Here is a 24980-nt window from a genome sequence, read left to right as displayed (position 1 = left end):
GTCCATCCGCGCAACAGGGAGGATGCAAGCCCCGGGTGTGATGTAGCGCTCAGACTCTTGTTTACGCTGTGTTTACGTGGGAAAGTAGTGACAGATCCCCAAAGGCCCGATCTCACGGGCCTTTTCTGTGTCATGGCCAGGTTCCTCCACGCGGCTGGTCGCCGCGCTCCCCCGGGTTCCTGCGGACCGGCACACCACGAATTCCCGAAAGGAGCGGTGTCATCGTCATGGACTGGCGTAGTCGCGCAGCTTGCCTGGAGAAAGACCCCGAACTGTTCTTCCCCGTGGGAAACACAGGCCCTGCCCTCCTGCAGATCGATGAGGCCAAGGCCGTGTGCCGCACGTGCGAGGTCATGGACACCTGTTTGCAGTGGGCCCTGGAGTCCGGTCAGGACGCCGGTGTGTGGGGCGGGATGAGCGAGGACGAGCGCCGGGCGCTCAAGCGCCGCGCCGCCCGCGCCCGTCGCGCCTCCTGAGATCCGCACGCACGCCGAACGGCCCGCGTTCCGCCACCCGGTGGAACACGGGCCGTTCGCGCATCCGGTCGCAGGTGGGCCCCGTCACCGCCGCCCGGACGCCGGCTGGCGGAACCGGGCCGTGATGACCACACTCGTCCCGCCCTGCTCCGCGGACTGCCACCGGATGCTGCCGCGCAGCTCACTGGCCACGAGGGTCCGCACGATCTGCATGCCCAGCCCCTCGCCCTCTGCAGGGGGTCGGTAGGCGCTCACCCCGGACTCCTCGATGACCGTGGCCCCCATGCCGCTGCCGTCGTCCTCGATGGCGATCTCGAGCACACGGTCGGTCTCTCCCGTCTCCGTGGTCTCGTCCTCGAGGTGGCGCACGGACATCGCCACGGTGCCGTCCCGGTCCCTGAGCCCGTGCTCCACGGCGTTGGCCACGAGTTCGTTGACCACGAGGGCCACGGACGTCGCGCTCTTCGAGGGCAGCCGGCCGAACGAGCCGTGGACCTCCGTGCGCACGCGCTGGCCCGCCGAGGCGGTCTCCACCGCGAGCTTCACCTGGTGGCGCATCAGCTCGTCGAAGTCCACGTCCTCGGAGATCTCGTGGGAGAGGGACTCGTGCACCCGGGCAATCGAGCTGACCCGGCGCATCGCCTGCTGGAGCCCGTTGCGCCCCTCCTCCGAGTGCATGCGGCGCGACTGCAGCCGCAGCAGCGCGGAGACCGTCTGCAGGTTGTTCTTCACCCGGTGGTGGATCTCACGGATGGTGGCGTCCTTGGAGACGAGCTGCAGGTCGCGCCGACGCAGCTCGGTGACGTCCCGGCACAGCAGCAGTGCTCCCGTGCGCTCCGAGCCCTGACGCAGGGGGATGGCGCGCAAGGTCGCCGATGCCTTCACCCCCGAGAGCTCGGCCCGCCACGGCATGGTCCCCGCCAGCACGGGCGCCAGGGTCTCGTCCACCCCGGGGGCGGTGAGCGGGAGCTGGCGAGCCACCCGCAGCAGGTTCTGGCCGGTGAGGTCTCCGCGAAAGCCCAGGCGCCGGAACGTGGAGAGACCGTTGGGCGAGCAGAACTCCACCACCCCGGAGGCGTTCAGTCGCAGCATGCCGTCCCCCACGCGCGGAGCTCCCCTGCGGGAGTCGCTGCGCACCGCGAAGTCCGGCCACGTCCCCTGGTTCGCCATGCGCAGCAGGTCGGCGGCCGATTCCCGGTAGACCAGTTCCATGCGGGAGGGCAGCCGTTCGCGCTGCGGATCCGTGGTCAGGCTGACCACGGCGATCGTCCGCTGGTTCCGCACCAGCGGGACCAGCGTGACGGAGCGGGAGGCCAGGTTCGACCACTCCGAGGGGCCCGTGCGTTCGATCCGACGATCGATCCATGCCCGGCGCAGGGTGCCCGCCGCCGGCCCGTTCACGAGCTCCCCGACCAGGTCCTTCTGGTAGGCGGTGGGCCCCGTGGTCGGTCTGGCGTGGGCGAGCACCAGGAAGTCCGTGCCCTCCCGGGGGATCGGCTGGCCCGTGGGGCTCTGCGCGGCGGCCACCACCTCCCGGGGGAAGCAGAGCAGCAGGTCCCCGAAGCCCAGGTCCGCAACGAGCTGCCAGTCCCCCACGAGCAGGTGGAGCCACTCGGCGTCGCCGGCGTCGAAGTCCGCCACGCAGCGCAGCGGATCGGTGAATGCCATGTGCGGCCGCCTCTTCTCTCAGTCCCGGCGCAACCACGCGCCCATCCGACGCCCCAGCCTAGTGCCCGTCCCACCGGAGGTCGCCGCGCCCGACGCCGCGGCGGACACGGCCTCGCCCCGGCGCACCGCGAGCGCGAGCGCGGTGATCTCCTGGCGCAGGGCGCTGCGGGGCGCCGTCTCGGCGAGCACGGCTCCCGCGAGCAGGGCGGCGTCGCACACTGCGGGGTCCCACGGCAGCGTGTGGGCGATCGGGTGCCCCGGGGAGAAGCGCTCCCATGCCTCGGTCACGGCCGCGCGGGCGGCGCGCCCGGTGGCCGCGGGACGCAGCTTGTTCATCACCACCAGCACCGCGGCCCCGGGTGCCGCGTCGTCGAGGTCCGGGAGGGCCTTCACCAGGCGGGGTACCCCGAGGGCGTCGGCCGCGCCCAGGGCGATCACCGTGTCCGCCGCGGCCACAGGAATCAGCGCCCCGGCGTTGCGGCGCGGGGCCAGGAAGTCGGTGCTGATCTCCTCGTCCGCCTCCAGCGGGGAGGAGACGTCCACGACCACGAGGTCCCAGACCTGGCGGGCGCGTTCGAGCACGAGCTCCAGCGCCGACGCCCTCAGCTCGGGCCACCGGTCGTGGCGCGTGAGACCGCTCAGCACCGCCACGGATCCGCCGGCCACGGAGACCGGGGTGGCGCAGCGGCGCAGGGTGTCGGCGTCCAGCCTCCCCTGGTCCGCGAGCCGGCAGGCCTGCGCGAGCCCCGCCGCCTCGTCGAGCATGCCCAGACTCGCGGCCACCGACGCCGCGTAGGTGTCCGCGTCGACCAGCAGCACGCGCGCGCCGTGCAGGGCCGCCTCGGCCGCGAGGTTGATCGCGACCACGGTGCGCCCCGGTGCCCCGGCGGGTCCCCACACCACCACGAGCCGGGGTTCCACCCCGTCGTCGCCTGCTCCGGCGTCCACGTCCCCCTCCGGGTGCCACAGCTCGCGCTCCCCGCCGTCCTCGGCGCTCTCCCCGACGCCGTCACCGGCGGTGGGTGGCACTGGACCGGTCCCGTGATCGGCCTCCTCGGTGTGGCCCCGGGACCCCCGGGCGCGGGCGACGTCGCCCTGCCGCCCTTCCCCGCTCCGCGCGTCCTCCCCGTCCGGCCCTGCGGCCCGGGACCCGTCCACGGCACCGGGGTGCCTCGGCGGCTCCGAGCCGGGCGCGCCCGCGTCCTCCCGGGGCTCGCCCCGACCGTGGGATCGGGGTGGATCCTGCATGGCCCCGAGGATCCGTTCCGACAGCTCAGACCCCGTGACCGCCGCCGCCACGGACCCCACTCCGAGCTGGGACAGTCGCAGATCGTCGTGGCCCTCCACCACCAGCACCCGCAGGCCACTGCTCGCGAGCTGGTCGAGCAGCGACGCCGTGAGGTCCTCGCCGCCCTCCGCCACGAGCGCCAGCTGCGCCATGCCCGTGTGCGCGCACGCGAGCAGCTCTGAGAGCTCGAGGCAGCGCCGCACCACGGTCACCTCCCCGTGCAGCCGCTCGAGCCGCTCCACCAGCTCCCACGTGCCGGACCCGAGGGTCACCACGGAGATGCTCACGAGCCGCTCCCCGCAGTGTTGGGCACCAGGGTCACCTTCGCGTCGTTGCCGAGGGCGTCCACGAGCGGCGCCACCTGCGACGGGGTGACGAGCACGTGAACGGTGACGCCCCCGGAGCCGCCCAGCGCGGTGTCGGTCGTGTCGACGCGTGCGATCTCCGCGGCCGTGACGAGCTTCTTCGGCTCCACGTACCCGCGTCCACTGGGCTTGGGCTTGGCCACCCAGACGTCCACGTGCGCCCCCGGGTCGGCCTGGGATGGCAGGGGGGTCTGCAGGGCAATGCCCACGGAGGTCCGGTCCAGGTGGTCGGCCGTGCCGATGGACGCGGCGGGGACCAGCTGCCCCCGCGGCACCCGCTGGGTGACCACCGCGTCCTCGTGCAACGGCTGCACCCCCGGGATGTACTGGGAGGAGGTCTCCTGCAGGTGCGCGTCCACGGTGGTGAGATCCTCGGCAGTGACCCGCTGCCCCACGGCAAGGTCGGTCGCGGCGGCGTAGTAGGGCTCGTTGCGGTTGGCGGCGGCCACCAGGAGGATCCCCCCCAGCACGGAGAGCAGCACCAGCAGCAGTCCGACCAGAAGCCGGGGGTCCCGCCACGACGGCTTGCGGAAACGGACGGCCGACGCACTCGAGTGCCCTGACCGCTCCGGTGTTGGCTGACGTCCCATGCTCCGTGTCCTTCCCCCGTGACCGGCTCCTGCCGGTTACCCACGAGTGTGCCGCGCGGGGGCGCTGGGCAGTAGCGTGACGCGCGTCATGTGGACACAGGAGGCCACGGCTCCATTCCCCGCTCCCCATGTTGACAAGCAGCTCCTGCTCTCATCTCGTGGGACACTTAGAGCGGAAACCGACCCGTTTCGCACCATCTCACTCCAAAGGACGTGAAGCACGACCATGTCGCAACAACGATTCCTCACTCTCGCGGACGTGGCCGAGATCCTGTGCATCTCCGTGCCGCAGGCCAGGGCCATGGTGCGATCCGGAGAGCTGCCCGCCATCCAGGTGGGCGGTCGCGGCCAGTGGCGCGTGGAGAAGGCCAAGCTGGAGGAGTACATCCAGCAGGGGTACGAGCGCACCCAGCACGCCGTGCGTGAGGGCACCCTGCAGTGAAGACCTCAGCCCGGGTCCACTGACGAGACCAGCGCCACGGCCTGGAACGGGACGGTCCGCACACCCGTGACCGCCGCCCGCCGGCGGAACTGGTCCTCGGGGTGGACGGCCAGGTCGAAGAAGTCCTGACCCACCGCGTCCACCGTGCCCTCTAGGTCGCCCTGCCCGCCCCGCTCCCGCAGGGCCACCCGCACGTGCACGCGAGCGGTGCTCAGGGCCCGCAGCACGTGACCCATGCCGAGCCGGCGGACGGTGGACCGCTCCGGGAGCACCTCGAACCGTCGCGGCAGCCCTTCCCACCACACCACCGAGTGCAGCGGCACCAGGTGCTGCTGGTGGCGTTCGCGCACCACGGCCCAGCCCGCGCCGACGTCCACGAGCTCGCCCTCGAGCGTCTCCCCGTGGGCCGGGCGCAGCCGCACCGTGGACTCGCGGTGCGCGGCCAGGCGCTCCAGCAGACTGAGCCTGGCCAGCTCGGCGCGCGCCGTCTCCACGGCCTCCTGCTCCACCTGACTCATCCGGGCCCGTTCCAGCTGCGACTCTATATCGTGGAACAGCTCGTCCCACCGCATGCCGATCTCCTTCCCGTGGCCGCCGTGGGCCGTGCCCTTGAGCTCTCGCGAACCGGCGCCACACCGACGGCGCGTCCCCGACGTGCACGGCCGCCCCGGTCCCGAGGCTCCGCCGTCACCGCGCCACACACTACGGGGGCCTGACGTCGCACCACAGCCGCACTCCGGCCGGGTTGCATCCGTATTCATGGGTCATTGACTCGCAGCCACGGGCACCGGATGATCTAGACATGTCAAATGACATCAAACAACACTTTTCGGAGCCAAAAATGGGATCACCCTCTCCCAGCCCCTCCCCGACCTCCCGCCGGTCAGCTGTTCTGTGGTCCGGCGTCCCCGTTCTGGCCACCGTCACGGGTGTGCTGGGGCTGCGCTGGAGCGCGCAGCTGAGCGCCGCCGGGGCCCTCGACGCGCAAGAACTCTCCCTGGCCGTCACCGCAGCAGCGGCCTGCCTCGCGGTGGCGGCCTGGTGGCTCGGTGGTCTGGCCATGGCCGGGGTGGCCCTGGTGGCGCACGTGCTCCGGTGGCGGGGCGCGGAGCGCTGGGCGCGGCGCCTCACTCCCGCGCTCATCGCCCGCACCACCGCCGCCCTCGTGGGAGCCCAGCTGGTCACGGTGGTCCCCGCCCACGCCGCCGACGCCCCCGTGGATCCGTTCTGGGGACCACCGACCACGGGCACGGAGCAGCTCGCGCCGACCGACGACATCGTTCCAGCACCGGGCGACGCCGCGGTGCATCCGTCCGTTCCCCCGGCCCCGCAGCCCGAGTCGGCCACCGCGGCGCCGGGCAGCCCCGGTGCCCGCCCGGAGGCTCCCGGCTCACCCGGGTTTCCGCACTCGCCGCACGCCCCGCGCACGACGACGCACGCTCCCCTGCCGACGCACGCACCCGCACCGGAGCGGGTGGTCGACGGCTCCCTCACCGTGGTCCGAGGCGACACCCTGTGGGACCTCACGGAGCAGCTGCTGGGTGCGCGGGCCACGGACGAGGACGTGTGCCGGCACCTGGGCTCCTGGGCGGAGCTCAACGTCCTGGAAGCGAACGGGGACCTGATCCGACCCGGCCAGCAGCTGCGGGTGCCACCGCAGCTGCTGGGAAGCGCGGGAGTCCCCGGATGACCGCCCACCCCGCGGCCCCGCGGTCCGGGCAGCGCCGCCGCGCGCCGCGCCGCTCCGTCCCCGACGCCCGCGAGACTCCTGACCGGCCGCCGGCGCACTCCGACCCCCCGACCGAATGCACTGCCCCATCCACCAAGGAGCCCACCATGAGCATCGCCGTTCCCGCACCGACACCCCGCACCTCACCGGGCGGCTACGCGTGGCGGCAGGACCGTTCGGCCGCCGCCCTCACCGGACGCAGCGAGAGCGAGCGCGTGGGCGCGATCGCCCGCAGCATCGGTCAGGCCGCAGTGGAGATCCTGGCCGGAACCCGGCCCGCTTCCCAGTTGTCCCGGTGGACCGAGCCCGACGTGGTCGAGCGGTTCACCCAGCGTGCCGCGATGCTGAAGCTCGTGCAGGAGCAGTGCCCCGAGCGGCGGGGCCTGTTCGAGGTGCACCGTGCCGCCCGCGTCCGCCGGGTCCGCGTCTGCAGCCCGGCCCCCGGCTGCTACGAGGCGTCGCTCGTGGTGGAGGAGTCCACCCGTGCTCGCGCCGTGGCGCTGCGCATCGAGCGCTCGGCACGGCAGTGGCGGGTCACCCACCTCGAGGTGGGGTGACCCGCCACTGCGGTACCGGTCTCAGCGGCGCTTGCCGCGCCTGGCCTTGGAGCTGCTCCTCGCCGACTTCCCGCGGCGCTGCGCCCGGTTGGAGACAACCTCCTGGGAGTCCTCCGACACGGCCGCGGACGCAGTCTCGCCCTGCGCCGCCGTGGAGCCCGCGGCGTCCGCGTCGACCTGCGAGTCGACGGTGTCCGAGGAACCGACGCCGGGGGAGCCTTCCCGCTCCACGGCTGCCGTGGGCGTGCCGTCCTCGTCCGGGGCGGTGTACTTCAGGAATGCCGGGCGCTGGGGGGTGCTCAGCTCCACGGCTCCACCGTCCGCTCCCGTGCGCTGCTTGCGGACCTCCAGGTGGAACAGAGTCACCACCGTCTGCTCGCGGATGGCGGCCATGACGTCCTGGAACATCGCATGACCCTCCCGCTGGTACTCCACCAGGGGATCGCGCTGGGCCATGGCCCGCAGCCCGATGCCCTCCTTGAGGTAGTCCATCTCGTAGAGGTGCTCGGGCCAGCGCCGGCCGATGACCGACAGCAGCACCCGGCGCTCCAGGTTGCGCATGGCCTCGGAGCCGAGTTCCTCCTCGCGCTCCTGGTACATCACCCTGGCGTCCGAGAGGATCTGCTCCTGCAGGAACTCGCTGGTCAGGCGCGGGAGCCCGCCCGCCTCCTCGGCGACCTCCTCGGGGGTCAGGGACACGGGGTAGATGGCCCGCAGTGCATCCCAGAGGCCGTCCATGTCCCAGTCCTCGGGGTGGCCCCTGCCGGTGCGCTCCACGATCACGGAGGAGATGACCTCCTCCGTGAACTGCCGGATCTGGTCCTCGATGTCGTCTCCCATGAGGATCCGCCTGCGGTCCTTGTAGACCACCTCACGCTGGCGGTTGAGGACGTCGTCGTACTTCAGCACGTTCTTGCGCTGCTCGGCGTTGCGGCCCTCCACCTGGTTCTGTGCGTTCGCGATCCCGGAGGTGATGAGCCGCCCCGTGACGGGGACGTCATCCGGTGCGATCGCCATGAGCCGCTGGGCGGCACCGGGGTTGAACAGGCGCATGAGGTCGTCGGACAGCGACAGGTAGAACCGGGACTCCCCCGGATCGCCCTGACGCCCCGAGCGCCCGCGCAGCTGGTTGTCGATGCGGCGGGACTCGTGACGCTCCGTGCCCAGGACGTAGAGCCCGCCGGCCTCCAGGACCTCGTCGTGCTCGGTCCGGGTGGCTTCCTCGCAAGCCTCGAGCACCTCGGGCCACCGCGCCTCGTACTCCTCGGCGTCCCGCTCCGGGTCCAGTCCCAGCTCCGCCATCTTCTCCACGGCGTTGAACTCCGCGTTGCCGCCGAGCATGATGTCGGTGCCGCGCCCCGCCATGTTGGTGGCCACGGTGACCGCGCCCTTGCGTCCGGCCTGGGCCACGATCGCGGCCTCCCGGGCGTGGTTCTTGGCGTTGAGCACCTCGTGGCGCACACCGCGCTTGGCGAGCAGCCGGGAGAGGTACTCGGACTTCTCCACCGAGGCCGTGCCCACGAGCACGGGCTGACCCTTCGCGTGGCGCTCCTCGATGTCGCGCACCACGGCCGCGTACTTGGTGGCCTCGTTCTTGTAGACCACGTCCCGCTTGTCCTCGCGCGCGATGCCACGGTGCGGAGGGATGGCCACCACGCCGATCTCGTACGTGTTCATGAACTCTGCGGCCTCGGTCTGGGCGGTGCCCGTCATGCCGGAGAGCTTGTCGTACAGGCGGAAGTAGTTCTGCAGGGTGATGGTTGCCATCGTCTGGTTCTCGGGCTTGATGTCCACGCCCTCCTTGGCCTCGATGGCCTGGTGGACACCCTCGTTGTAGCGCCGCCCGGCGAGCACGCGACCCGTGTGCTCGTCCACGATCTTCACCTCGCCGCCCGAGACGATGTAGTCCTTGTTGTTGCGGAACAGCTCCTTGGCCTTGATCGCGTTGTTGAGGAATCCGATCAGCGGGGTGTTCTGGGACTCGTACAGGTTGTCGATGCCGAGCCAGTCCTCGACCTTCTCGATGCCCGGTTCGAGCACACCCACCGTGCGCTTCTTCTCGTCCACCTCGTAGTCGGTTTCCGGGGAGAGCGTCTTCACCACGGTCGCGAACTCGCGGTACCAGCGGTTGGCCTCCCCCGAGGCAGGGCCGGAGATGATGAGCGGGGTGCGGGCCTCGTCGATGAGGATGGAGTCCACCTCGTCCACGATCGCGAAGTGGTGGCCCCGCTGGACGAGCTCGTCCTTGGTCCACGCCATGTTGTCGCGCAGGTAGTCGAAGCCGAACTCGTTGTTGGTGCCGTAGGTGATGTCCGCGGCGTACTGCTCGCGGCGCACCGAGGGTTCCTGACCACCCAGGATCACCCCGGTCTCCAGGCCCAGGAAACGGTAGACGCGGCCCATGAGGTTGGCCTGGTACTCGGCCAGGTAGTCGTTGACGGTCACCACGTGCACGCCCTTGCCCGAGAGCGCGTTGAGGTACGCCGGGGCCGTGGCCACCAGGGTCTTGCCCTCACCGGTCTTCATCTCCGCGATGTAGCCGAGGTGCAGTGCCGCACCGCCCATGATCTGCACGTCGAAGTGGCGCTGGCCCAGGGTCCGGGACGCCGCCTCGCGCACAGCGGCGAACGCCTCAGGCAGCAGCCGGTCGAGCGACTCGCCGTCCGCGATGCGTTCCCGGAACGCGTCCGTCTCTGCCCGCAGCTCCGCGTCCGTGAGTTCCTTGAACCCGTCCTCGAGGCTGTTCACGGCGTCCGCGTACGTCCTCAGTCGCTTCAGGACGCGCTTGTCGCCCGTGCGGAGAACCGTTTCCAGGAATGACGCCACGTGTGTTCGCTCCTCAGAGATCTTTGGTGGGCACCGGGCAGAACAGAGGGTGCACCGCCGAACAGTGTACGTGAGGGACTCCGAGCGGTCCCTCACAGTGGAGCGGGCCCCGCGACGTGGTCGCGGGGCCCGCTCGTGACATGGTGCGCGCGTGGGCGCGCGTCAGGGGTGGCTCAGGAATCCGCGGCGGAGGTCTCGGACTGGTAGGCCCGGACCTTCTCCTGCTCGGACCGCCCGTCCTGGCTCAGGCTGATCACACCGTACTCCCAGCCCTTGCGGCGGTAGACGGCGGATGGCTCCTGGGTCTCCCTGTCCACGAACAGGAAGAAGTCGTGGCCCACCAGCTCCATCTGGTCCACGGCCTCGTCCACCGTGATCTGGTGGGCGGGGAAGCGCTTGCGGCGGATCTCCACGGGTGTGGGGGTGTCGCTCAGCGGGTAGTCGGGGCTGAAGGCCTCGTCCTCGGCCGCGGAGAGCTCCTGCTCGCTCGCGAAGCCCACGAAGGAGCCGGAGGGCACCACGGGCAGCGAGCCCGTGGCCTCGTGCACCGCGACCGGCTTCTGGTGCCCGGCGCGGTGGATCTTCCGGCGGTCCCGGGCGCGCCGCAGCTGCTCCACGAGCTTGCCGTACGCCTCGTCGAACGCGGCGAACTTGTCGTCGCTGCGGGCCTCCGCCCGCAGCACCGGTCCGCGGCCGACCACGGTGATCTCCACGCGCATGCCCTGGTGGCCGGAGGCGCCGTTGTCCTTGGTGACTTTGACCTCGATGGATTGGACCTTGTCGCCGAGCTGCTGAAAACGCTCGCTCTTCTCCTCGGCGTACTCCTTGAATCGGTCCGGCAAAGTGACGTTGCGGCCCTGGATGTTCAGTTCCATGAGACCCTCCACATCTTGAGGATGGCGCGGGACGTGCTGCTCTCCCACACGGGACACCTTCATTGCTTCCCGTGGTCCAACGCTAGATGAAACCTCAGGGAAATTCACGGACAACGGCGTCCGACGTCTGGGAGTTCTCCCGGGGTGAACGCCCGGCCCGCACCCCGGCGATCGTGACCACCGCGGGCACGTGAGCGCCGGCCCTGGTGAGGCACCGGACGGCTTCTGCCATGGTGGCTCCCGTGGTGAGGACGTCGTCCACGACCACGCAGGTGCGTCCCCGCACGTCCTGGGCGCGCATCGACCCCCTCACGGCCCGCGCCCGCTGCCTCCTCCCCCTGCCCTTCTGCGGACCTCGCGCGCCGCGAACCGTGCCTCCCCTGTGGCGCAGCGCGTGGTGCACGCGAGTTCCGGGAGGCAGCGCGGCGGCGTCGAGCAGGCAGGCCACGGGGTCGAACCACCGACGACGACGCGCGCGGGCGCTCGTGGGGACGGGCACCCACAGCAGCGGGCCGCGGCCGTGCTCCCTCACGTCCCGCGCCGCGGCGGCGAGGACAGCCCCGAGCACGACCCCGAGGACGGGGGCCAGATCGGTGCGACCACCGTTCTTGTACGCCAGCAGGCACGCCGCGAGCTCGTGCTCGTACTCCCCTGCCGCGAAGACGCTGACTCCCTGGTCCCGCAGCACCTCCGGCGCGGTGACCTGCCCGGGGGCGGCGGTGCAGCGGCGCAGCACGAGACGGCACGGGCGGCACAGCGTACGACCGGGCTCCCCGCACACCGCGCACGAGACGGGGAGGAACAGTTCCACGGCCTGTGCACACCAGTCGACGAGGCGGGCGGCCGCGCGGTCCCAGCGCGCCCGGGTGCCGGCGGTGAACCACTGCGGTGTGACGGCCCCGCCCCACGAGCCTGGCCGGGCGGCCTCGGCGGCCGGCCGTGGTGGCGCGGGGTGGCGGAGCGGGAGAGGAACCGGCGGAAGACCGTGGCCGTGCGCGGCAGTGGTGCCCTGCAGACCACGGGTGTCCGGCGGTGGCGCTGGACGCGGAGCACGCACCGGGGCGGTGCCCGGGGGCCGGTACTGCCCTCGGCTCGGGGAACCGGGGTGAAGCCCGGGTGCCGGGAGTGGGATCGCGGCAGAGCGCGGCGGTGGTCCAGTGCGGTCGGCTGTCATCCGTCCAGTCCAGCCCGAGGATTCCGGAACCACCAGCCCTGACCGGCACTGGGCAGTGCTCTGCGCACGGTGGTGCCGGTGGTGCGCCGGGCCCCGGCGCGGTCACCCCGCGAAGGAGGTGTCCGTGACGTCCTCGCTCTGCAGCGCCCACGAGCTGCCGGTCAGCATGTAGAGCTTGCCGTCCGAGGCGCCGTAGACGGCGGCAGGTCCGTTGCCGCCCGTGATGGACGTGACGCCGGTGAGGGAGGGCAGGTCCTCGTAGGTCCCCGACACCGAGTACCGGCGGGGCTGGGCGTTGCTGTCCTGGTTCAGCGCCGTGGTCACGAACTCGTCCGAGCCGATCCACTGCGCCGTGTTCACGTCCACGTCCGCAGCTACGGCGTTGCCTTTCTCCAGCTCCACCGGCCGGCCGGAGTCATCACGCACCACGCCCGAGATCCACAGCGTGGAGCGCTGGGCGGACTCGTCCGTGGTGACCACCAGGGCGCGGTTGCCCTCCCTGGAGATGCGCAGTGACGCGACGTGCTGGTCCTTCAACCAGTCTGCTCCGACGGTGCGCCCGGAGCCTTCGGCGGCTGCCGGCGCGGCGTGGACCGTGCCGGAGCGGTCGGATCCCCAGACCCAGCCCTGCCGGTCGAAGCTGGGGCGGGTGAGCGCGGTGCCCGTCCAGCGACGCTGCGCCTGCTCGCCGGAGGACACCGTGTACATCGCGCCGCTCGCAGCGTCCACGAACGCGAAGGTCGAGGCCTCGGTGTCCATTCCCGGCTTGGTGACCTTGGCCCCGTCCGGCAGTGAGAGACCGGGGACGAGCTCCGTCTGTCCTCCCTGGTAGAACGCCAGCTGGTTGTCCGAGACGCCGACCTGGCGGTTGGGCACGGTCACGGACCGCGTGGAGTCTGCCCCCGCACGCCCGGAGGTGTCCACGGGCGCGTCGTTGACCGTGAGGTCCACGTCCTCCACGGACGGCACGGACTGCAGGGTGGCGCGCAGCTGCTGGTCCATCCGGCGGGCCTGCTCCACGTCCGCGGGATCGAAACCGGACATGCTGAGGTCCACCGCCGCGGTCCCACCGGACACGGGAACCGAGGACTTGGACAGGGTGGCGCTCTGCGGGAGCGCGCTGGACACAGAGCCCTCGAGGTAGGACGCGGGCCCGCTCAGCAGCGCGCGCACCGCGGCCGTGGACGCCGTGGGCCGCTTGGCGAACCATCGCGGGTCAGGGACCACGGTGGTGCTGTCGTTGGCCGAGTAGAAGTACAGGTCCACGGGCGAGAAGATCTGCGCGAAGTCCGTGTCCGGGATGATCACGCCGTCCGGGGCCTGGGAGATGCGCCACTGACCGTCCACCGAGGTCAGCGCGAAGTCCAGCACGCGCGTGCTCCCCCGGGGCTGAGCCGTGCGCACCCCCTCGGCGTCCAGGACGGCACCCACTTCGATCGTGGTGCGGAACTCGCCCTCGTTCAGCCGCGGCACCGTGGTGGGCTCACCCGAGTGGATCAGCACCCGGGCGTCCGGCTTCCACGTGGTCGCCAGCTGCGGCGTGAGGTACTGGCGGGCCACCGAGTAGTCGTCCTGCGCCCCCACGCCCGCCGCCAGGAAGCCCTCCACGACCTCCTGGGCGGACGCACCGGGCCGCGGGGCCTGCGGGTTGTACGCCATGGCGCTTTGCTGGGACTGCTCGGTGGGTTCCACCACCTTGTGCACGGGCCCGGAACGGGGCATGGCCCCGCACGCGGACAGCGTCAGCGACAGCCCCACCGCGAGGGCGGCTGCGGCGCATCGTCGACGGCGCGTGGTGCCGCCCACGGTGTCCGGGCGCCGGGGTGTGGTCCACCCGTGGTTCATGGTTTCTCCGTCCCCTCGCTGCGGCCAGCCGCCGTGGATCCGCTCCCCCGGACGTCCTCGGTCCGGCCACCGTTCTCGTCCTGCGTGCTCCCGGCGTCGGACGGCGTCGCCCGCTCGCCCCCGGAGCCGCCCCCCGGTGCCGGCGGGAACGCAATCAGCATCTGTCCCGTGTCCGGTTCCATGGCGGGCTGCACGGGCGGAGCCGTCAGCTGCAGCGATCCCGTGTCGGTGACCCGGGCGGTGGACTCGGTGAAGCTCTCGGCGGGCGGCATGTCCAGCGGGTTGACCAGCTCGGGGTCCAGGGACTGGGTGTGCAGCAGCGGCAGCGTGAGTCGGAAGCACGCCCCGTTGTCGGGCTCGGCCCACACCTCCAGCCGGCCGCCGTGCAGCCGGGTGTCCTCCGTGGCGATCGCGAGCCCCAGACCGGTGCCGCCCACGGTGCGCGCCCGCGCGGGGTCCCCGCGCCAGAACCTGTTGAACACCTTCGCGGTCTGCTCCTCGGTCATCCCGATGCCGTGGTCCCGCACCGCGACGGCCACGCAGTTCTCGTTGGCGGCCACGTAGATGTCCACGGGTCGGCTCTCTCCGTGCTCCAGGGCGTTGGTCACCAGGTTGCGCAGGATCCGGTCGATGCGGCGCTGGTCCATCTGCACCACGCACCGGGTGAGGGTGGAACGCACGGTGAGCTCGGAGCCGGACCGCAGCACGATGGGGGCCGCGGCCTCCACCACGTCGTAGATGACGGAGAAGATGTCGGTGGAGGCCATGTCCAGGCGGGCGGCGCCGGCGTCGAAGCGGGAGATCTCGAGCAGGTCCGAGAGCATGGAGTCGAACCGGTCCACCTGGTTGTGCAGCAGCTCGGCGGAGCGGCGGTTGACGGGATCGAAGTCCTCGCGGGCGTTGTAGAGCACCTCCGCGGCCATCTTCACGGTGGTCAGGGGCGTGCGCAGCTCGTGGGAGACGTCCGAGACGAAGGTCTGCTGCATCGAGGACAGCTGCTCCAGCTGCGTGATCTGGGTCTGGATGGAGTCCGCCATGCGGTTGAAGGAGCGGCTCAGCTGCGCCACCTCGTTGGTCCCCCGCACCTGCATGCGCACGTCGAGGTCGCCCTCCGACAGCCGCTGGGACACGCGTGCCGTGTTGGACACGGGGCGGACCACCTCACGGGTGACGTACCAGACGATGGTGCCCACGAGCAGCAGCAGCGCCACCATGGACAGCAGCAGCACCGCGTGGATCGAGTCCAGCGTGGCCTGCGGATCCGAGAAGTCGTACACGAAGTACAGCCCGTAGCGCGAGTTCTGGTTCAGCTGCACCACGTCCCCCACCACGATGACGGGCTGCTCGGCACCGTTCTCCGTCATCCGGGCCGAGGCCGGCTGCCAGTAGGTGCCGTCCGCGTTGGCCACGCGCTGCTGCAGCTGCTGCGGAACGGTGGCCGAGGTCATCCAGGAGCTCTCCGCCTGGACCCCCACGAAGGACTGCCCCGAGCCCTGGTCCAGGGGGATCAGGATCCACCGGTGGTCGGCGGCGTCCGTGTCCTGGCTCAGGCTCCCCATGGTCGAGTTGATCAGCGCCTGCACCTCGGTGCGGTCCGAGGCGTCCGAGGCGTCGAAGCTCGCCTGGGCCACGCTGATGTCCGTGCGCGCCTCCTCGAGCACCTGGTTCAGCCGGTCCGTGAACAGCCGGTCCGCAATCTGGTGGGAGAGGAAGCTGCCCGTGGCGAGGAACGCCACGGAGGTCAGCGTGAGGGCGATCGCGATGGCGCGGAACTGCAACGACTGCCGCCAGCGGCGGAACAGCACGCGGCGCCCCAGGCGGATCCTGCGGAACCTCTTGGGGCGGCGGCGCGGTGCCGGGGTCGACGCCGGCGGTGCTGCGCTCGCCGTCATTTATGCGGGTGCCCGCCGGCCTTGTACCCGATGCCGCGCACCGTGAGCACCACCTCGGGGTTCTCGGGGTCGCGCTCCACCTTGGAGCGCAGCCGCTGCACGTGCACGTTGACCAGCCGGTTGTCCGCCGCGTGGGGGTAACCCCACACGTCCCGCAGCAGCTCGTCGCGGCTGAAGACCTGGTGCGGCGAGCGCGCGAGGGTGGCGAGCAGGTCGAACTCCAGCGGCGTCAGGGAGATCTCCTCCCCGCCCCGGGTCACGGTGTGGCCGGTGACGTCGATGACGATGTCGCCGAGCGTGATCTCCTGGGTGGCCCCGCGGTCCATGGGACGCAGCCGCGCCTTGACCCGCGCCACGAGCTCGGCGGGCTTGAAGGGTTTGGGGACGTAGTCGTCCGCGCCGGCCTCGAGCCCGCGCACCACGTCCGCGGTGTCGGACTTGGCGGTGAGCATCACGATGGGCACGTCCGACTCCGCGCGGATCTGCTGGCACACCTGGATGCCGTCCATTCCGGGGAGCATCAGGTCGAGGAGGATCAGGTCCGGCTCCGACGAGCGGAAGACCTCACGGGCGCTCGAACCGTCGTAGCAGTACACCGGCTCGAAGTCCTCCGACGCCAGGATGATGCCGATCATCTCGGACAGCGCGGCGTCGTCGTCCACCACCAGAATTCTCGCCTTCATGGCCTGCCTTCGCCCTCGTTCCTGCTCCGGGGTCGGCCGCGGCCGACGACCCGCGTCCTGTGTGCCGATTCTACGGCCTGAGCGGGGTCAACCCTCGTTGCACGCCTCCGTGAGCGCGCCGCACGCCCCGGTCACCCGCCGCAGCGCGTCGGGCAGCTGCGGGGGCGCCAGTTCACTGATCCGGGACGACGGCGCCAGGATGGTTCCCAGCAGAGCCGCCGGTTCCATGCCCAGCTCGTGCCACGGACCGAGCAGCCGTTCGACGGTGGTTCGTGCCGGTTCGGTGGTCCCCGCGGAGTCGAAGCACAGCCGCAGACCCGCCTCGCGCAGGGCCGCAAGAGGTTCCCACTCCCGCGTGCTCCCCGAGGGAAGGGGCACCACCACGGTGTCGGCACCGCAGCGGGGTGCCCAGTGCACGCCGGCCGCTCCGGCGTCGAGCACGACCGACGCGGCGCCAGCGTCACGGCACGCGCCGACCGCCGCGGTCAGGGCGGCCCGGACCTCCGGGCGGGGCACGGCACGCAGGGTCCGGTAGCCGCTCGCGGTGGGGATGGTGCCCTCCAGAACCCTGTCCAGCTCGGGTTCCGAGAGCACGAGCACCGCGCCGCGGCCGTCGGTGTTGCGCCGGAGCGCAGCCATCAGACCAGCAATCCCCGCGCACCAGGACTCCGTCAGGTCGCGCCGCGCCCCGGGGTCCGACTGCAGCTTCTCACCGTTGCGCACGTGGACGGTGGCCGCGAGCGACACCGGCCCCAGGAGGGTGAGCACCACGGGTGCGGAGTCCGCCCCGGACTCCGCACCGAGCACGTCGGCCACCGCGTTGAGGTCGCTCGCGAGCAGTCCGCGGGCCTGGCGGGAGTCGTCCCCGGCGACGCCGGTCACGCGCCAGCCGTGCGGCTGCCGGTCCGCGTGCAGGGACTCCAGGATCGCGCACGTGCGCGCCGCGAGCTCCGCGTGCGGCCCGCGGTCCGGTAGAAGAGGGACGGCCGCGCGGTGCGGGGCCCCGAGCTCGCCCCGCAGCACCGTGAACGTCTCCACGAGGTCCGTGCCGCGCAGGGGCCGGGTCAGGGTGGCGGTGACGGCGTCCGTGGCGAACCCGCTCATGCGTCCGTTCCGCGCTGGTGGTCCTCGGAGATGGCCTCGTGGTGGCGGATGACCTCGCTGATGATGAAGTTCAGGAACTTCTCCGCGAACTCGGGATCCAGGTGGGCGGCCACCGCCAGACTGCGCAGCCGCTCGATCTGGGCCTTCTCCCGCTCCGGGTCCGAGGGCGGCATGTCGTTCTCCGCCTTGAGCGTGCCCACCCGCTGGGTGGCCTTGAAGCGCTCGGCGAGCAGGTGGATCAGCGCGGCGTCGATGTTGTCGATCGTGCCCCGGATCGCGTCCAGCCGCTGCCGGGCGGACGCGGTGTCACCGAGCCCCGCCCCGCCCGCGGCGGGATCGAGGGGTGCGTGGTCTGCGGGATCGGTCGCGGAACTCATGACCACCACTCTAAACGGGGTCGCGGACCCGACCCCGCGCGCTCTTCGCTGGGCACCCGGCACCCGCCCCGGAGGGCGGGCGAGCCCTGGCACACAGCCCCGCGGCGTCGTCGTGACCGCCCCGCCGGCGGTGAACGGACTCCGCTCAGACGGACGCGTGGTGGGCGCGGTCCGCGAACGCGGCGTCGATCGTGGCCTGGCCGAGCACGCGGGTGCCCTGGTAGAGCACCATGGTCTGACCCGGGGCCACACCGCGCTGGGCCGTGTCCAGACGGACGTGCAGCCGCGGGGTTCCCTCGGAACGCGTGAGCCACGCGCGGGCCGGTGCGGGATCCCCGTGGGCGCGGACCTGCACGGTCACCTCGAACTCCTCGGAACGGGCCTCGGGGTCGTCGCCGAGTGCCGCGACCTCCCGCGGGGGCAGCCCGGCCCAGGAGGGACGGATGCCCTCCATGACGTCGATCGCGAGCAGCTGCTCGGGACCCACCACCACCTCGTTGGCCTTGGGGCGGATCTCCAGCACGAACCGCGGCTTGCCGTCCGGAGCCGGGCGGCCGATGTGCAGGCCGCGGCGCTGACCCACGGTGTAGGCCTGCGCACCCCGGTGCTCCCCGAGCTCGTTGCCCTCGGTGTCCACGATCCGCCCGGGGTCCAGATCCATGTGCTCCGCGAGCCAGCCGCGGGTGTCCCCGTCCGGGATGAAGCAGATGTCGTGGGAGTCGGGCTTCGTGGCCACGGACAGCCCGCGCTCCTCCGCCTCCGCGCGCACCTGCGCCTTGGAGGGGGTCTCGGCGAGGGGGAAGATCGCGTGCTCGAGCTGCTCGGCGGTGAGCACGCCCAGCACGTAGGACTGGTCCTTGGCCCAGTCCGCGGCGCGGTGCAGCTCCTTGTGGCCGTCCGCGTCCTCCACGACCTTCGCGTAGTGGCCGGTGCACACGGCGTCGAAGCCGAGCGCCAGGGCCTTCTCCAGCAGTGCCGCGAACTTGATCTTCTCGTTGCAGCGCATGCACGGGTTGGGGGTGCGTCCGGCGGCGTACTCGGCCACGAAGTCGTCCACGACGTCCGCCTGGAAGCGCTCGGAGAAGTCCCACACGTAGTACGGGATGCCGAGCTTCTCCGCCGCGCGCCACGCGTCCCGGGAGTCCTCGATGGTGCAGCAGCCGCGAGCGCCCGTGCGCAGCGTGCCCGGGGTCCGGGACAGGGCGAGGTGCACACCCGTGACGTCGTGCCCGGCGTCCACCGCACGGGCCGCGGCCACCGCGGAGTCCACACCGCCACTCATTGCTGCCAGAACGCGCACGGGGTCCCCTTCGGAAGGTTGTGGTTGGACGAGACGCCTTAACAACCCGCACCCCGGGGCGGCTATTCCCCGCGGCGCAGCGGCTCAGGACGTGAAGGACGCCGGCACGTGTCCGGACAGCCCTGCCGCGCGGGCCCGGGCGTGGACGTCCACGAGGGCGTCGAGGACGGTGTCCACGTCCTGCGACGTGCTGGAGTGGCCCAGGGAGAAGCGCTGCGCCCCGCGGGCGGTCTGCTCGTCCACGCCCATGGCGAGCAGCACGTGCGAGGCCCGGGGCACCCCGGCGCTGCACGCCGAGCCGGTGGACAGGGCCACCCCGGCGGCGTCGAACAGGAACAGCATGGAGTCGCCCTCGCACCCGGGGAACGTGACGTGTGCGTTGCCGGGCAGCCGGGTGGGGTGCTCCCACTCCTCGGCCGGGCTGCCGGGCTCTGGTCCGCGCAGCACCGCCTCGGGGACGCGTTCCCGGATGCCCGCCACGAGGGCGTCGCGCAGGGTGGCCCGGCGCAGGAACTCGTCCCGGAACCCGCGCTGCGCGGCCTCCACGGCCGCGCCGAAGGCCGCCGCGCCGGCGGCGTTGACGGTGCCCGAGCGGACGCTGCGCTCCTGTCCGCCGCCGAAGCTCGTGGCGGCGAGACGCACGGTGCGCGGCGCGTAGAGGGCGCCCACCCCCATGGGCCCGCCGAGCTTGTGCGCGGAGACCGCGAGCGTGCTGATCCCGGGCAGGTGGGCGTCCACGGGAACGGCGCAGAACGCCTGGACCGCGTCCACGTGGAAGGGCACCCCGGCGGCGTCGCACAGGGCGGCCAGCTCGGCCACCGGCTGCACCGTCCCCACCTCGTTGTTGGCCCACATCACGGTGACCAGCGCAACCTCCGCCGCGCGCTCGGCCAGCAGCCGTTCGAGCTGCCCGGGGTCCACACGTCCCGTGGCGTCGACGTCGAGCCAGACCAGCTCCGCGCCCTCGTGCGCCGCGAGCCACTCCGCGGCCTCGGACACGGCGTGGTGCTCCACGGCGGACAGGACGATCACGGTGCGTCGTGGGTCCGCCTCACGGGCGGCGCGGAACAGGCCGAGCACCGCCATGTTGTCCGCCTCGGTGCCCCCGGAGGTGAGGATGATCTCCACCGGTTCCGCGTTCATGGCGGCCGCGACGGCGTCCCGCCCCGTCTCCAGCGCCATGCGCGCGGACCGCCCGCCGGAGTGCAGGGACGCGGGGTTGCCGCCCCGCCTGGCCTGCTCCAGGTAGGCCTCCACGGCCTCCGGCAGCATGTCCGTGGTGGCGGCGTGGTCCATGTAGACGCGGGGCGTGGGCATGGGCCCATCCTACGACCGGCGCCGCGCCGCGCACGGCCGGTCAGGCATCCCCAGGGGGCCGGGACCGCCGCGTGCGGGGCGCAGACGGGGCCTAGACTCGCAGCCATGCTCCACTTCGTCTTCCACACCCCCGAGATCCCCGGCAACACCGGCAACGCCATCCGGCTCGCCGCGTGCACGGGTGCCCGTCTGCACCTCGTGGAGCCGCTCGGCTTCAACTTCGACCACGCCAACCTGCGCCGCGCGGGCCTGGACTACCACGACCTCGCGGTGATGGACGTCCACCCCACGGTCGAGGCACTGTGGGACGCCCTCGGCGACGCGCGGGTCTTCGCGTTCACGTCCCACTCGAGCACGCGCCACACGGACGTGGCCTACCGGGACGGGGACGTCCTGCTGTTCGGACGCGAGTCCACGGGACTGCCGAACGAGGTGCTCGCGGACGAGCGCGTCCACGAGCGGGTGCGGATCCCCATGCTGGCGGGGCGCCGCTCCCTGAACCTCGCAAACTCGGCCTCGATCGCCCTCTACGAGGCGTGGCGCCAGCTGGGCTTCCCGGACGGGGTGTGATCCACGGGGGACGACGCCGCCCGGCCCGTTCCCTGCCGCCGCGCACCGTCCCTGGCGTGGCACCTGATGTGACGCGGCCCCTGCGGTGACGGACCGGTGGCTGCCGGCCCGTCACCGCAGGGACGCGGCTACTTCTTCTGGTCCGCGGCGTTGCCCACGGTCACGGTGGCCTTCTGCTCGTCGTTGCCGCGCTTGAAGACGACCTCGGCCTCCGAGCCCGCGGCGAGCTCGCGCACCCCTGCCGTGAGGGCGTCCGCGTCCGTGATCGGCTTGCCGTTGAAGGACGTGATCACGTCGTCGGGCTTCAGCCCAGCGTCCGCGGCGGGAGATCCGGACTCCACCGAGCGCACCTTGGCGCCGGAGGAGAACTGGTCCGAGGAGCTGCCGGAGGGCACGTACGGGGAGACCGAGGCGCCCAGGTAGCCGTGCGTGGCCTTGCCGTCCTTGATGATCTCGTCCGCCACGCGCTTGGCGGTGTTGGACGGGATCGAGAAGCCCACGCCGATGTTGCCGGACGCCGATGACTCGCCCGAGGAACCTCCCGCGGAGGCGATCGCCACGTTGATGCCGATCACCTCACCGGCGGAGTTCACGAGCGCGCCACCGGAGTTGCCGGGGTTGATGGCCGCGTCCGTCTGGATCACGTTCAGGTACACGCTGGACTTGGCGGACTGCGAGCCGGACTGCCCGTTGTCCGGGAAGTTGAAGAAGAAGTCCTGCGGACCGCCCGGGCTCTGCTGGGAGTCGTCCGGGGTGTCCTCGGCGGCCGAGGACGCCACGGCGATGGTTCGGTTGAGCGTGGAGACGATGCCGTCCGTGACGGTCCCGCTCAGTCCCAGCGGCGCACCGATGGCGATCGCGGCGTCTCCCACGTTGAGCTTGTCCGAGTCCCCGAGCACCGCGGGGGTCAGACCGCTGGGGTCGATCTTGATGACCGCGAGGTCGGACTCGGGGTCGGTGCCCACCACGGTGGCCTTGCGCACGGAGCCGTCAGCGGCCTGCACCTCGATCTTGGCGTCCGAGGCGGCACCGTCCAGGGTGACCACGTGGGTGTTGGTCAGCACGTGGCCCTGGTCGTCCAGCAGCACGCCCGAGCCCGTGCCGGCCTCGTTGCCGGACGCCGCGGAGATCGTGACCACGGACGGGGAGGCCTTCTGGGTGGCGGCGGTGATCTCGTTGACGGACTCGGTGTCGTTGACGATCACGGGCGAGCTGCTGGTGCCGCCGGTGGCGTTGTTGTCCCCCACCGCACCGGCACCGACCGCCACACCCGCACCGAGCAGCCCGGCGAGGGCCATCCCGGCGATCATGGTCCCTCCGGAGAACTTCCGCTTCGGTGCCGCCGCCCCGTCCTGGGCGGGATAGGCACCGCCTTCCTGCCCGTCCCATCCCGGCCCCCCTGCCGCGGGCGGGTAGCCGGCCCCGGAGCCGTCGTCGTACCCCCCGCCGCTGTACGCTGCGCCGCTGTACCCCGCGCCGTCGTACGGTCCGCTCCCGTAGTGGCCGTCGGCGGGCGCGTCGCCGTACGAGGCGCCGCCGTACTGGGGGGAGCCCTCTGCCCCGGCGGGCGGGATCGGCCGGGTCTCCTGGGACTGCCACCCCGAACCGTCCTGGGGGTTCGTGGCACCGCCCTGCTGGCCCGCGCCGTACTGGCCGTACGGGGGCACCGGTCCCTGGGGATCGCCTCCGGTGCGCGGATCGTGGGAATCAGCCATGTTCTCTCCTCGTAGAGCGGGGTACCGGTGACCGGCCCGACAGGTTGCGGACCACCAGTATGCCCGGTCCGACTGGGGCGGCGCTGGACGTCCTCCGCGAAGGTGCCACGACAACGCCGAGGGGTCCCGGACCACCGGCGTGTGACCCCGCTGACACCGACGCGTATCCTGTGAACCGGACGGCGGGACCTTCCCCGGGCGCACCGGGCGCCGCACGTCCACCGGGCTGACATCCAATCGGAACGAGGGTCATGACACCACGCACCGCCTGGCACCGCACGATTCCCGCCGCTCTGCTCACGGGCGCCTGCCTGGTGGCGGGCCCGGCCGCGCACGCGGAGCCGCCCTCCCGGGTGGATCCCGGCCAGCGCGTGGTGGACACCAGCGGCGCACTCGGGGACACCTCGGGCCTGCAGAACGACATCTCGGAGCTGGCGAACGAGCACAGCATCACCCTCTACGTGGTGTACGTGGACACCTTCACGGATCCCACGGACCCCGGTGAGTGGGTCCAGAAGTTCGCGAGGACCAACGGCTTCGGGACCAACGACGCCGTCCTGGCCGTGGCCACGCAGTCCAAGCAGGCGCGCTTCGTGGCCAACTCCTCCGGCCCGCTGTCGCGGTCCGAGCAGCAGAAGATCTACGACGAGCACATCGCGCCCGCGCTGCGCACCGGGGACTGGGACGCTGCCGCCCAGGGCGCCGTGGACGGGATCGACCGGGAGCTCGGCGGGGCGGGCGCCGGCGGCGCCGTGACCGGCCTGCTGCTGGCGGGCGGTGTGGCGGCCGCCGGGGTGGGTGCCGCAACCGTGATGCGCTCGCGGCGGCGTCGTGCGCAGGGCGGGCAGCCGGGCCCCGGCGGACCGTCCGGGGGCGAGGGCCCACGCGGTGGCGCGGCACCCCAGCGCCCGCTGGTCCCGCTGCCCGAGCTGCACAAGCAGGCCGGGTCCGCGCTCGTGGAGGCGGACAACGCCATCCAGCACTCGGAGCAGGAGCTCGCGTTCGCGCAGCTGCAGTACGGCAGCGAGCAGACGCGCCCGTTCGAGGAGGCGCTCGCCCGCGCCAAGGAGCACATGCGCGCCTCGTTCGAGCTGCAGCAGAAGCTCGAGGACCACATTCCGGACAGCGAGGCGGACCAGCGCGCGTGGCTCGGGGAGATCATCGAGCGCACGCGGCAGGCCCGCGCTCCCCTGGCCGAGCAGGAGCAGAACTTCGCCGGGCTGCGCCAGCTGGAGACGCGCGCCCCGGAGGCGCTCGAGCGCGTCCGCTCCGCGGTGGCCGCCACGGCGCCGCGGCTGCGGGACGTCGAGGCCCAGCTCGTCTCGCTGCACGGCGAGTACGACGACGCCGCTCTCGCGTCCGTCCGCGACAACGGCGAGCAGGCGCGGGAGCGGCTCGAGTTCGCCGAGGCTTCCACCACCCGGGCGCAGCAGCACCTGGACGCGGGGCAGATCTCCGAGGCCGTGCTGGACATCCGCGCGGCGGAGGAGGCGCAGGGGCAGGCCGCCCGGCTCGTCGACTCCGTGGACAACGCCCGCCGGGAGCTCGCCCGCGCGGAGGAGTCCCTCAAGGACGCCGTGAGCATCGCGCAGCGGGACGTCGCCGAGGCCGAGGGCCTCGTGCGGCAGGGCTCCCGCCCCGAGCTTGCGGGCGCCGCCGCCGGCGTGCGCTCCGTGCTGGAGACGGTCACACAGCAGATGGCCACGGGCCGCTACGACCCGATCGGCTCCACCCGCCGGCTCGCGCAGGCCAAGGCGGAGCTGGACAAGGGACTGCAGGACGTCCGCTCCGCGAACGACCGCGCCCGCTCCGCACGGGAGACGCTCTCCCACGCCCTGGTGAGCGCCCAGGCCAGCCTGACCACCGCGTCCGACTACGTGTGGGCGCGCCGCGGTGGGGTGGGAGCGCGGGCCCGCACCGAGCTCGCGGAGGCCGAGCGCCACCTCGAGATCGCCCACGAGCTGCAGAACTCCGATCCCGAACGGGCCCTCAACGAGGCCAACCAGTCCATCCGTCTGGCCGACGCCGCCCAGCGCGCGGCGCAGCAGGACGTGGACCAGTTCACCTCCCCCATGGGCTACGGCGGCCCCGGGTACGGCGGAGTCGGCTACGGGCGCCGCAGCAACGGCGTGGGCGGTGCAATGCTCGGCGGGATCCTGCTGGGCGGCATCCTCAACGGCGGGGGGG

General features: G+C 72.2%; 21 protein-coding genes. 6 read left to right on the top strand and 15 right to left on the bottom strand.

Annotated features, from left to right (window positions below; translation table 11 throughout):
* Positions 1-227: 227 nt before the first annotated feature.
* Complete coding sequence (locus tag D9R02_RS02670) at positions 228-476, top strand: WhiB family transcriptional regulator (RefSeq protein WP_039101778.1); 249 nt, start codon at positions 228-230, stop codon at positions 474-476.
* Between the two features lie 84 nt (positions 477-560).
* Here D9R02_RS02670 and D9R02_RS02665 read toward each other — a convergent pair whose 3' ends face one another.
* Genes D9R02_RS02665 through D9R02_RS02655 form a run of 3 tightly spaced genes read right to left on the bottom strand, consistent with a single transcriptional unit; the run spans position 561 to position 4387 of the window.
* Positions 561-2144: a sensor histidine kinase gene (locus D9R02_RS02665; protein WP_039101777.1), complete on the bottom strand. Its 1584-nt coding sequence runs from the start codon at positions 2142-2144 to the stop codon at positions 561-563.
* Between the two features lie 18 nt (positions 2145-2162).
* Entirely contained in the window at positions 2163-3719 is a 1557-nt protein-coding gene (locus D9R02_RS02660; RefSeq protein WP_121566279.1) for a CpaE/TadZ family protein, read from the bottom strand.
* Complete coding sequence (locus D9R02_RS02655; RefSeq protein WP_259463897.1) at positions 3716-4387, bottom strand: hypothetical protein; 672 nt, start codon at positions 4385-4387, stop codon at positions 3716-3718. The genes D9R02_RS02660 and D9R02_RS02655 overlap by 4 nt, the downstream gene beginning before the upstream one ends.
* A gap of 226 nt (positions 4388-4613) precedes the next feature.
* Here D9R02_RS02655 and D9R02_RS02650 point away from each other — a divergent pair, with 226 nt between their 5' ends.
* On the top strand, positions 4614-4829 hold the full coding sequence (locus D9R02_RS02650; protein WP_019309417.1) for a helix-turn-helix domain-containing protein: 216 nt from the start codon (positions 4614-4616) through the stop codon (positions 4827-4829).
* Between the two features lie 5 nt (positions 4830-4834).
* Here the strand turns inward: D9R02_RS02650 and D9R02_RS02645 are convergent, their stop codons facing one another.
* Positions 4835-5401: a hypothetical protein gene (locus D9R02_RS02645; protein ID WP_121566278.1), complete on the bottom strand. Its 567-nt coding sequence runs from the start codon at positions 5399-5401 to the stop codon at positions 4835-4837.
* Positions 5402-5670: 269 nt separating this feature from the next.
* On the opposite strand from D9R02_RS02645, the gene D9R02_RS02640 reads away from it, so the two are divergent.
* A complete protein-coding gene (locus D9R02_RS02640; RefSeq protein WP_135009884.1) occupies positions 5671-6519 on the top strand; it encodes a LysM peptidoglycan-binding domain-containing protein in 849 nt (282 codons plus the stop codon).
* A gap of 146 nt (positions 6520-6665) precedes the next feature.
* On the top strand, positions 6666-7115 hold the full coding sequence (locus D9R02_RS02635) for an Rv3235 family protein (protein ID WP_121566277.1): 450 nt from the start codon (positions 6666-6668) through the stop codon (positions 7113-7115).
* Between the two features lie 21 nt (positions 7116-7136).
* Here D9R02_RS02635 and secA read toward each other — a convergent pair whose 3' ends face one another.
* The 10 genes from secA to D9R02_RS02585 form a co-directional block, all read right to left on the bottom strand.
* Positions 7137-9941: a preprotein translocase subunit SecA gene (gene secA, locus D9R02_RS02630; protein ID WP_121566276.1), complete on the bottom strand. Its 2805-nt coding sequence runs from the start codon at positions 9939-9941 to the stop codon at positions 7137-7139.
* A 173-nt stretch (positions 9942-10114) separates the two neighbouring features.
* Positions 10115-10816 carry a ribosome hibernation-promoting factor, HPF/YfiA family gene (hpf, locus tag D9R02_RS02625; RefSeq protein ID WP_121566275.1) on the bottom strand — a complete coding sequence of 234 codons (702 nt, stop codon included), beginning with the start codon at positions 10814-10816 and terminating at the stop codon, positions 10115-10117.
* Positions 10817-10910: 94 nt separating this feature from the next.
* The gene (locus D9R02_RS02620) at positions 10911-11627 is read right to left on the bottom strand and encodes a ComF family protein (protein ID WP_070636721.1); all 717 of its coding nucleotides are present in this window, start codon (positions 11625-11627) and stop codon (positions 10911-10913) included.
* Between the two features lie 465 nt (positions 11628-12092).
* On the bottom strand, positions 12093-13835 hold the full coding sequence (locus D9R02_RS02615; RefSeq protein ID WP_235586663.1) for an LpqB family beta-propeller domain-containing protein: 1743 nt from the start codon (positions 13833-13835) through the stop codon (positions 12093-12095).
* A complete protein-coding gene (gene mtrB / locus D9R02_RS02610; protein WP_121566274.1) occupies positions 13832-15727 on the bottom strand; it encodes an MtrAB system histidine kinase MtrB in 1896 nt (631 codons plus the stop codon). The genes D9R02_RS02615 and mtrB overlap by 4 nt, the downstream gene beginning before the upstream one ends.
* Positions 15724-16410, bottom strand: coding sequence for an MtrAB system response regulator MtrA (gene mtrA / locus D9R02_RS02605; protein ID WP_039101770.1), 687 nt, complete (start codon positions 16408-16410; stop codon positions 15724-15726). The genes mtrB and mtrA overlap by 4 nt, the downstream gene beginning before the upstream one ends.
* An 87-nt stretch (positions 16411-16497) precedes the next feature.
* Positions 16498-17514 carry a hypothetical protein gene (locus D9R02_RS02600; protein ID WP_121566273.1) on the bottom strand — a complete coding sequence of 339 codons (1017 nt, stop codon included), beginning with the start codon at positions 17512-17514 and terminating at the stop codon, positions 16498-16500.
* Positions 17511-17891, bottom strand: a complete 381-nt coding sequence (locus D9R02_RS02595; protein ID WP_102613254.1) for a chorismate mutase — start codon at positions 17889-17891, stop codon at positions 17511-17513. The genes D9R02_RS02600 and D9R02_RS02595 overlap by 4 nt, the downstream gene beginning before the upstream one ends.
* Positions 17892-18036: 145 nt before the next feature.
* Complete coding sequence (gene mnmA / locus D9R02_RS02590) at positions 18037-19191, bottom strand: tRNA 2-thiouridine(34) synthase MnmA (RefSeq protein ID WP_102613150.1); 1155 nt, start codon at positions 19189-19191, stop codon at positions 18037-18039.
* Positions 19192-19275: 84 nt separating this feature from the next.
* Positions 19276-20508 (bottom strand): cysteine desulfurase family protein, encoded by a 1233-nt coding sequence (locus D9R02_RS02585; RefSeq protein ID WP_039101767.1) that lies wholly within the window; start codon positions 20506-20508, stop codon positions 19276-19278.
* Between the two features lie 105 nt (positions 20509-20613).
* On the opposite strand from D9R02_RS02585, the gene D9R02_RS02580 reads away from it, so the two are divergent.
* Positions 20614-21078: a tRNA (cytidine(34)-2'-O)-methyltransferase gene (locus D9R02_RS02580; RefSeq protein WP_039101766.1), complete on the top strand. Its 465-nt coding sequence runs from the start codon at positions 20614-20616 to the stop codon at positions 21076-21078.
* Positions 21079-21206: 128 nt separating this feature from the next.
* On the opposite strand, the gene D9R02_RS02575 is transcribed toward D9R02_RS02580, so the two are convergent.
* Positions 21207-22793 (bottom strand): S1C family serine protease, encoded by a 1587-nt coding sequence (locus D9R02_RS02575; protein ID WP_039101765.1) that lies wholly within the window; start codon positions 22791-22793, stop codon positions 21207-21209.
* Positions 22794-23044: 251 nt separating this feature from the next.
* Here D9R02_RS02575 and D9R02_RS02570 point away from each other — a divergent pair.
* Positions 23045-24980: TPM domain-containing protein (locus tag D9R02_RS02570; protein WP_147435322.1), on the top strand; the 1936-nt coding region annotated here is incomplete at its 3' end.

Origin of the sequence: Kocuria rhizophila (assembly GCF_003667225.1) — a bacterium.
Classification (GTDB): Bacteria; Actinomycetota; Actinomycetes; order Actinomycetales; family Micrococcaceae; genus Kocuria; species Kocuria rhizophila.
Note: the sequence above shows the minus strand (reverse complement) of the source record. Positions and strands in the feature narration are given on the sequence as shown.

Excerpts from the sequence above, each read along its gene's own strand:
- D9R02_RS02580 (WP_039101766.1), top strand. The coding sequence starts at position 20,614 with ATGCTCCACTTCGTCTTCCACACCCCCGAGATCCCCGGCAACACCGGC.
- mtrB (WP_121566274.1), bottom strand. The coding sequence starts at position 15,727 with ATGACGGCGAGCGCAGCACCGCCGGCGTCGACCCCGGCACCGCGCCGC.
- D9R02_RS02600 (WP_121566273.1), bottom strand. The coding sequence starts at position 17,514 with ATGAGCGGGTTCGCCACGGACGCCGTCACCGCCACCCTGACCCGGCCC.
- D9R02_RS02655 (WP_259463897.1), bottom strand. The coding sequence starts at position 4,387 with ATGGGACGTCAGCCAACACCGGAGCGGTCAGGGCACTCGAGTGCGTCG.
- D9R02_RS02595 (WP_102613254.1), bottom strand. The coding sequence starts at position 17,891 with ATGAGTTCCGCGACCGATCCCGCAGACCACGCACCCCTCGATCCCGCC.
- D9R02_RS02615 (WP_235586663.1), bottom strand. The coding sequence starts at position 13,835 with ATGAACCACGGGTGGACCACACCCCGGCGCCCGGACACCGTGGGCGGC.
- D9R02_RS02665 (WP_039101777.1), bottom strand. The coding sequence starts at position 2,144 with ATGGCATTCACCGATCCGCTGCGCTGCGTGGCGGACTTCGACGCCGGC.
- mtrA (WP_039101770.1), bottom strand. The coding sequence starts at position 16,410 with ATGAAGGCGAGAATTCTGGTGGTGGACGACGACGCCGCGCTGTCCGAG.
- D9R02_RS02575 (WP_039101765.1), bottom strand. The coding sequence starts at position 22,793 with ATGGCTGATTCCCACGATCCGCGCACCGGAGGCGATCCCCAGGGACCG.
- D9R02_RS02635 (WP_121566277.1), top strand. The coding sequence starts at position 6,666 with ATGAGCATCGCCGTTCCCGCACCGACACCCCGCACCTCACCGGGCGGC.
- hpf (WP_121566275.1), bottom strand. The coding sequence starts at position 10,816 with ATGGAACTGAACATCCAGGGCCGCAACGTCACTTTGCCGGACCGATTC.
- D9R02_RS02585 (WP_039101767.1), bottom strand. The coding sequence starts at position 20,508 with ATGCCCACGCCCCGCGTCTACATGGACCACGCCGCCACCACGGACATG.
- D9R02_RS02645 (WP_121566278.1), bottom strand. The coding sequence starts at position 5,401 with ATGCGGTGGGACGAGCTGTTCCACGATATAGAGTCGCAGCTGGAACGG.
- D9R02_RS02650 (WP_019309417.1), top strand. The coding sequence starts at position 4,614 with ATGTCGCAACAACGATTCCTCACTCTCGCGGACGTGGCCGAGATCCTG.
- D9R02_RS02640 (WP_135009884.1), top strand. The coding sequence starts at position 5,671 with ATGGGATCACCCTCTCCCAGCCCCTCCCCGACCTCCCGCCGGTCAGCT.
- D9R02_RS02670 (WP_039101778.1), top strand. The coding sequence starts at position 228 with ATGGACTGGCGTAGTCGCGCAGCTTGCCTGGAGAAAGACCCCGAACTG.